Origin of the sequence: Kitasatospora sp. NPDC091207 (assembly GCF_044768625.1) — a bacterium.
Lineage (GTDB): Bacteria > Actinomycetota > Actinomycetes > Streptomycetales > Streptomycetaceae > Kitasatospora.
Genome location: NZ_JBIVVS010000043.1, coordinates 36,181 through 43,490 on the forward strand (window position 1 = coordinate 36,181; position 7,310 = coordinate 43,490).

9 protein-coding genes are annotated in these 7,310 nt (G+C 73.5%); 4 read left to right on the forward strand and 5 right to left on the reverse strand.

What is annotated here, in order from left to right; genetic code table 11:
- Positions 1-43: 43 nt before the first annotated feature.
- The gene (locus ACIQTO_RS36955; protein ID WP_359810240.1) at positions 44-121 is read right to left on the reverse strand and encodes a putative leader peptide; all 78 of its coding nucleotides are present in this window, start codon (positions 119-121) and stop codon (positions 44-46) included.
- Positions 122-415: 294 nt separating this feature from the next.
- Here ACIQTO_RS36955 and ACIQTO_RS36960 point away from each other — a divergent pair, with 294 nt between their 5' ends.
- Both ACIQTO_RS36960 and ACIQTO_RS36965 read left to right on the forward strand, forming a co-directional pair.
- A complete protein-coding gene (locus ACIQTO_RS36960) occupies positions 416-1,786 on the forward strand; it encodes an LCP family protein (RefSeq protein ID WP_402397834.1) in 1,371 nt (456 codons plus the stop codon).
- 49 nt (positions 1,787-1,835) lie between these two features.
- Entirely contained in the window at positions 1,836-2,306 is a 471-nt protein-coding gene (locus ACIQTO_RS36965) for a serine O-acetyltransferase (protein ID WP_402397837.1), read from the forward strand.
- A 106-nt stretch (positions 2,307-2,412) separates the two neighbouring features.
- Here the strand turns inward: ACIQTO_RS36965 and ACIQTO_RS36970 are convergent, their stop codons facing one another.
- Positions 2,413-2,907 (reverse strand): peptidylprolyl isomerase, encoded by a 495-nt coding sequence (locus ACIQTO_RS36970; protein WP_380578496.1) that lies wholly within the window; start codon positions 2,905-2,907, stop codon positions 2,413-2,415.
- A gap of 130 nt (positions 2,908-3,037) precedes the next feature.
- Positions 3,038-3,691 carry a class I SAM-dependent DNA methyltransferase gene (locus ACIQTO_RS36975; protein WP_402397841.1) on the reverse strand — a complete coding sequence of 218 codons (654 nt, stop codon included), beginning with the start codon at positions 3,689-3,691 and terminating at the stop codon, positions 3,038-3,040.
- A gap of 83 nt (positions 3,692-3,774) precedes the next feature.
- Between ACIQTO_RS36975 and ACIQTO_RS36980 the strand changes: the two genes are divergently transcribed.
- Positions 3,775-4,389 (forward strand): NAD(P)H-dependent oxidoreductase, encoded by a 615-nt coding sequence (locus tag ACIQTO_RS36980; RefSeq protein ID WP_402397844.1) that lies wholly within the window; start codon positions 3,775-3,777, stop codon positions 4,387-4,389.
- A gap of 175 nt (positions 4,390-4,564) precedes the next feature.
- The gene (locus tag ACIQTO_RS36985; protein WP_402397847.1) at positions 4,565-5,182 is read left to right on the forward strand and encodes a hypothetical protein; all 618 of its coding nucleotides are present in this window, start codon (positions 4,565-4,567) and stop codon (positions 5,180-5,182) included.
- Positions 5,183-5,248: 66 nt separating this feature from the next.
- Here the strand turns inward: ACIQTO_RS36985 and ACIQTO_RS36990 are convergent, their stop codons facing one another.
- Both ACIQTO_RS36990 and ACIQTO_RS36995 read right to left on the reverse strand, forming a co-directional pair.
- Entirely contained in the window at positions 5,249-5,734 is a 486-nt protein-coding gene (locus ACIQTO_RS36990) for a GNAT family N-acetyltransferase (protein ID WP_402397850.1), read from the reverse strand.
- 45 nt (positions 5,735-5,779) lie between these two features.
- On the reverse strand, positions 5,780-7,021 hold the full coding sequence (locus ACIQTO_RS36995; protein WP_402397853.1) for a beta-ketoacyl-[acyl-carrier-protein] synthase family protein: 1,242 nt from the start codon (positions 7,019-7,021) through the stop codon (positions 5,780-5,782).
- Positions 7,022-7,310 lie beyond the last annotated feature (289 nt).

A 7,310-nucleotide genomic window follows, 5' to 3' on the forward strand; every position in this document is an offset into this window, starting at 1 on the left:
TGGGGAAGGGGGTGCGGAGAGGAGGGGGTTCGACGGGCGAGCGTCAGCCACGACAGAGCGAACAGGACACACGCTGAAGGTCGACGTGCCGCCGACGCGTGAGGGTCCATCGCTGATCCATGCAGTCATGCAAACACGCAGTGTTCGAACCGGTCAAGGATCGTTCCGGCTGGTGAACACGGGACGGGACGGATGGTGAGACGGGTGACCGGCCGTCGGGGCGGGCCGGGGAGCGCGTCGGGACGCCGTCCGCGACCGCCCGCGACCCTCCGTGCACCCACCCGTGAACGGGCGGGGAGAGGGGCGGGGGAACGTGCGGCGGAACGGTCCGGCACGTGCATCAAAACTGCTACAAGGGCCCCGGCGGGGCCCCCGGGGGGAGTCACCGCACCCCGCGTCGGGCATTCTCTCCCACATGAACACGTGGCAGGAGGGCCGCCCGGGCGGCGGCAACGGCGGCGGCGCATCAGGGCGCGGCGGTGGCGGCAGGGCGGGCGAGCCGCCGCTGCCGTCGTCGCTGAACCCCCGCGGCCCGGGGGCCCCGGCGCCGCGACAGCCGCAGGAGTACGGCCAGCCGCCGGCCCAGGACCGGACCCGGCCGCCGGGCCAGGCACCCGGATACGGGCCGCCCCAGGGCTACGGACAGCCGCAGCAGCACGGTCAGCCCCAGTCGTACGGGCAGCCGGACGGCCGTCCCGGCGTGCCCGCGCAGGGCCCGGGGGCGCCCGGCGGCCCCGGCACGCCCGCCGGGCCGATAACCCCGGGCGGCACCCAGCCGCCCTCCGCCGCCAGGCCCTCGCGCTGGCCCCGGCGCCGGATCGTCAAGTGGTCGGTGTTCGGCCTGCTGATCGCCATGATGGTCACCGCCGTCTCCACCTGGTTCTGGGCCGACTCCAAGCTCAACCACGAGAACGTGCTGGCCGACTACCCCGGCCGCCCCGCGGCCGGGAAGGGCACCAACTGGCTGATCGTCGGCTCCGACAGCCGCAACGGCCTCTCCGACTCCCAGGAGGAGGACCTGCACACCGGCCACGCGGGCGGCAAGCGCAGTGACTCGATGATGATCCTGCACATCGGGGACAGCGGGAACACCCTGATGAGCATCCCGCGCGACTCCTGGGTGCCGATCCCCGAGCACCCCGGCGAGAACGGCAAGACGGTCAAGGCGGGCACCTCGAAGATCAATTCGGCCTTCGCGTCCGGCGGCGGCAGGCTGCTCGCGCAGACGGTCGAACTCAACACCGGCCTGCGCATCGACCACTACGCCGAGATCGGCTTCGCCGGCTTCGTGGGCATCGTCGACTCCGTCGGCGGGGTGGACATGTGCATCGACCAGGACGTGAAGGACAAGGACTCCGGCCTCGACCTCAAGGCCGGCTGCCAGACCCTGACCGGTACCCAGGCCCTCGCCTTCGTCCGCCAGCGCCACCAGATGGCCGACCAGGACCTCGGCCGGATGCGCAACCAGCAGAAGTTCCTCGGCGCGCTGGCCAAGCAGGCCGCCTCCCCCGCCACCGTGCTGAACCCGTTCACCTTCTACCCGCTGGTGGACTCCGGCCTCGGCACCCTGATCGTGGACGACGACGCCGGACTGACCGACCTCGGCTCGCTGTTCCTCGCCATGAAGGACGTCAACGGCGGCAGCGGCAGGAGCATCACCGTCCCGATCGCCAACCCGGACTTCAGGACCAACACCGGCGAATCGGCGGTCAAGTGGGACTCCGCCAAGGCCAAGCAGGTCTTCGACGCCTTCAAGAACGACACCGCCGTGCCGGACCTGAAGTGACACCCCCACGCTGCGTGACGGCGCGTGACCAGATCGGCACAATGGGTGGATGTCTCTCGTCACCGCGCTGATCTACCACCGCCGTCACCGCCTCCTGGGCCGCCTGGTCCAGGAGGCGCTCGCGTTCTACGGCATGGAGGTGCCGGCCGCCGCCGAGATCGGGCCCGGCCTGACGGTCTTCCACCGCGGCTTCGGCACCGTGCTGCACCCGTACACCACGCTCGGCGCGGACGTGACGCTCTACAACGGGGTGACGATCGGGCGGGCCGACCCGTGGGTGCCGCAGGAGCGCAGCGCCATGCGGCGGGTGGTGGTGGAGGACGGCGCGGTGCTCTGCGCCGGGGCCAAGGTGGTCTGCAAGGAGGGCGTGCTGACGGTCGGCGCCGGCACCGTCGTGGGGGCCAACGCCGTGCTCACCCGCTCCACCGGTCCCGGTGAGGTCTGGGCCGGCGTCCCGGCCCGCAGGGTGGGGCTGCGGAAGGGCTCCTGGCAGCCGCCCGCCACCCGGGCGGCCGTCTGAGGCCGGCCTGCGGCTCGGACGGCGGGGCCGAGGGCCCCGGACGCGCGAGGAGCGGGAGGCCGGCCGCGCCGACTTCCCGCTCCTCGAACCGCCGGAAGGTCCGGTCTCAGGCCACGATGCCCGAGTCGGCGATGGTGACCTTCGCCGAGGTGCGGCCGCTCTGCGAGCCGTAGGACTCGATCTTCGTCACGAGGTCGAGGTTCTCGACGACCTCGCCGAAGACGACGTGCTTGCCGTCCAGCCAGTCGGTCACGATGGTGGTGATGAAGAACTGCGAACCGTTGGTGTTGCGGCCCGCGTTGGCCATCGAGAGCTGGCCCGGCTTGGTGTGCTTGAGCGTGAAGTTCTCGTCCGCGAACTTCTCGCCGTAGATGCTCTTGCCGCCGGTGCCGTCACCGCGGGTGAAGTCGCCACCCTGCAGCATGAAGCCCGGGATGACGCGGTGGAACGAGGAGCCCTTGAAGCCGAAGCCGTGCTCGCCCGTGGCCAGCTCACGGAAGTTCTTGGCGGTCTTCGGGACGATGTCGTCGAACAGCTTGAAGACGATACGCCCGGCCGGCTCGTCGTTGATGGTGATGTCGAAGTAAACGTTGGAACCCATGCAGGGATCATGGCATGCCGCCCTCCCGGACGCGCGACGGCCCCGCGTACGGGCCGGGCCTGGGCGCCGGACGGGCCGGCGCCGGGGACGGACCCGGGACCGGGCCGGGGTCGGCGGCACGGGCCGGGGCTCAGCCGGGCCTGCGGGCCAGCAGGCAGGCCTGCCTGGTCTTCTCCTCGCCCGCCGGTTCACGGACCAGCCGGGTGGTGACCTCCAGCCCGGCCCCGGCCGCCAGCTCGGCGATCACGTCCGGCTGCCCGCGCCGGAAGTCCAGCGCCACCGGGTGCCCGAAGGGCTGCTCCACCCTGAGCGGCCGGTCGCCGACCTGGAAGGCCAGCAGCAGGTGCCCACCGGGGGCGAGCACCCGGTGGAACTCCGCGAAGACCTCCGGCAGCCGCTCCTGCGGGGTGTGGATGATCGAGTACCAGGCCACGGCACCGGCCAGCCCGCCGTCGGCCAGCGGGAGTCCGAGCAGCGAACCCTCCGTGAAGCGCAGGCCCGGATGCGTCCGGCGGGCCAGCTCGACCATCCGCGGCGAGAGGTCGACACCGGAGACGTCCAGACCGAGGCCGTGCAGGTACGCCGTCACCAACCCGGGGCCGGAGCCCAGTTCGACGACCCGCGCGTCCCCCGGGAAGTCCGTCCGCACCAGCTCGGCGAAGGCCGTCAGCAGCGCGCGGTCCAGCGGCCTGACGGCGAGGACGTCGCGGTAGTGCTCGGCGTAGTCCTCGGCGACGGCGTCGTAGAACGCCCGGGTGGTGGTCACGAACTCCGGCTCGGTCATGGCCCCGCACCCTACCCCCGGCCGGGCGGCGCGGGGCAGGACCTAGCATCGCCCTCGAACCGACCGACGAGGGGGAACGGGACATGACCGTGGGAACGGACACGAGGCGGATCGGCGTCTACCTGGCGCACCCGCGGCCGGGCAGCTTCAACCACGCGCTGTTCGAGGCCGTCGTGGACGAACTGCGCGGCCGCGGCTGCGAGGTGCTCGCGCACGACCTCTGCGCGGAGGGGTTCCCGGCCGCGCTGACCGCCGAGGAGACCGGGACGGTCTCCGCCGCGACCGGGACGGACGATCCGCGGCTGGCGCTGCACCGGGCGGAGGTGGCCACGCTGGACGCGCTCGTCCTGGTCCACCCCAACTGGTGGGGCATGCCGCCGGCCGTCCTGACCGGGTGGGTGCAGCGGGTGCTCGCGCCCGGCGTGGCCTACAAGCTCGGCACGGCGGACGGCGAACCGGCCGGACTGCTCCGCGCGGGGCGGGCGCTGGTGCTGAACACCTCCGACACCCCGGCGGAGCGCGAGCGGGACGAGTTCGGTGATCCGCTGCAGCGGATCTGGGCCGCCTGCGTGCTGCCGTACGTCGGCGTGACGGACGTGCGGCGGACCGTCTTCCGTACGGTGACGGACTCGACCGACGCCGACCGCGCGCGGTGGCTGCGCCAGGCGCGGCAGGAGGCGGCCGCGCTGATCGGCTGAGGCGGGGCGGAGACCGGGCCCGGGCGGGAGTGGACGGCCGTCGTCGCCGCGACCGACCTCGGTGCCGTACCGGGGTGGCGGTGGCGCCGTCCGTGCTAGAACCGGCGGCGGTGGGCGCGCACGTACGCCCGCGCCACCGTGCGATCCCATGTCACCGACCACCTTCGGGAGACCCATGTCCACCGCCCGCACCGCCCGCACCGGCCCCGTCCGCCTGCTCCTGACCGCCCTCGCGGCGGTGGCGCTGTTGCTCTCCGGCGCCGCCGCGGCGGGCACCGCCGGCGCCGCGACCACCTCCGCCACGGCCCTCGACGGGCTGGACGGCACCTGGGCCTGCACCGTCCCGTCCGGGTACGTCTACGACCAGGTGTCCATGAACCGGACCTGCAGCTCCGGCAGTTGGAACGCCCCGCAGTTCCATCTGCGGACCCCGGTCGACGGGCTGACCGCGTGTACCGGCGCGCCCGGCTTCGTCCACGACGCCATCACCTGGGGCAGCGCCTGCAGCCAGCAGCCCGGCGTGACGGCCAACGCCTACCACCTGCGGACGCCGGTCGACGGCCTCACCGCCTGCGTGGGCACCCCCGCGTTCACCTACGACCGCATCACCTACACGAGCGCGTGCAGTCTGCAGCCCGGCGTCCAGGCCACCACCTTCCACCTCCGCAAGCCGGTCAACGGCCTCTGGGCCTGCACCGTGCCCTCCGGGTTCACGTACAGCACGACCACCCAGAACACGGACTGCAGCTACACGCAGGGCGTCCCGTCCACCAAGTACCTCCTGCTCGGCTGAGACCGCGCACGACGCGGGAGCGGGAAGCCGGCCGGGCCGGCTTCCCGCTCCACCCGCCCCCCGGGGTCAGGCCGGCGGCAGGTCGAGCTCCGCCACCTCCTGGACGCCGCTGAACTCGCCGGTGGGGCGGAACCCGAGCCGGGCGTAGAAGCCGGCCGGGCCGTCGTCGCCCGGCACGTAGGTGACCGTCGCCCGCTGCCCGCCGCGGCGGCGGATCTCGGCGCAGACCTGCTCGACCGCGAAGCGTCCGTAGCCGCCGCCCTGGGCGTCGGCGGCGATGTTGAGGCGCCAGAGGCCGGAGCGCGGCAGGTCACCCGGCCGGTCGGGGTAGAAGGTGATGTCGAAGAACGCCATCACGAACCCGACCAGCCGGTCACCGTCGAAGACCAGCCGGGGCCAGGCCCGCTCGCCGTGCGCGTACGCCTCGGCCAGTGACTTGACCACCGGGGAGACCAGCCGCTCCTGCTCCGGCCGCACCTTCAGCGCGAGCGCGGCGTCGACGGTGTCGGGGGTGACGGGTTCCAGCCTCAGGGCCGGTGATGACGTAGCCATGCCGCCGACCCTAACCAGCGACGACCGGGCCGGTCGCGCGGTCGTTCACGACGCGGAGCGGGGCGCCGGCGCCGGGGTGAAGACCAGCGTCGCGTTGTGGCCGCCGAACCCGAAGGAGTTGGTCAGCGCGGCGGTCAGCGCACCGCGGCGCGGGGCACCGGCGACCACGTCCAGTCGCACGGCCGGGTCCAGGGTGTCGAGGTTCCGGGTGGCCGGCACGACGCCGTCGCGCAGGGCGAGCACGGCGGCGAGCGCGCCGAGCGCGCCGGCCGCGCCGAAGAGGTGGCCGGTCATCGACTTGGTCGCCGTGACGACCGGGTGGAGCCCGATCGCCTCGGCCACCGACTCGGCCTCCACCAGATCGCCCAGCGGGGTCGAGGTGGCGTGGGCGTGGACGTGCGCGATGTCGCGCGGGGCCAGGCCCGCCTCGGCCACCGCCCGGCGCATCGCGCGGACCTGGCCCTCGGCCGCCGCCGCGGTGATGTGGAACGCGTCCGAGGTGACCGCCGCCCCGGCGAGCGTGGCGTGCGCCCGGGCCGAGCGGGCCGCGGCGAACCCGGCCCGTTCCAGGACCACCACCACCGAGCCCTCGCCGATCACGAAGCCGTCCCGGCCGACGTCGAACGGACGGGAGGCCAGCTCGGGCTCGTCGTTGCGGGTGGAGTGGGCCCTGGCCTGGGCGAACCCTGCCAGCGGAAGCGGGCAGACACAGGCCTCCGCGCCGCCCGCCACCACCACGTCCGCCCGGCCGAGCCGGATGAGGTCCAGGCCCATCGCGATCGCCTCCGCACCGGACGCGCAGGCGCTCACCGGGGTGTGCGCGCCGGCCCGCGCGCCCAACTCGATGCTGACCCAGGCCGCCGGGCCGTTCGCCATCAGCATCGGCACGGTGTGCGGGGAGACCTTCCGCACCCCGGAGGCCTCCAGAACGTCGTCCTGCCCGAGCATGGTGAGCGCGCCGCCGGTGCCGGTGCCGATCACCACGGCCAGCCGCTCCGGATCCACCTCGGGCGCCCCCGCGTCGGCCCAGGCCTGCCGGGCGGCGATCAGCGCCACCTGTTCGCAGCGGTCCGTCCGCCGGGCCAGCACCCGGTCCAGCACCTCGGACGGCTCGACCTCCAGCCGCCCGGCGATCCGCACCGGCAGCCCGGCCGCCCACTCGTCCTCGATCGCCCGGATGCCGGACCGCCCGGCCAGCATCCCGGCCCAGGTCGAGGCGACGTCCCCGCCGAGCGGCGTCGTCGCACCCAGCCCGGTGACCAGCACGCGGTCATGGTCAGCACTCATCGACCGAACCCCTGTCTGTTGTGGAGATTGTGAGAGAGACACAACTCCCCGCACCGGTGAGTACGGGGAGTCGTGGACTCATCTGCCACCTTGCCAGGGTGTTGACGATCGTTCAGATGCGCGACGCAACCGATTCGACCAGGAGGTCTTTGTGGGGTTCTCACACAGGTCGGGTGTCCACACCGCCACCTCGGGCCAGGGTGTGCGGCGGGGTGCCCGGGGGTGCCCCGCCGACGCGCTACGGCAGGTTGCGGGCCATCACGATGCGCTGGACCTGGTTGGTGCCCTC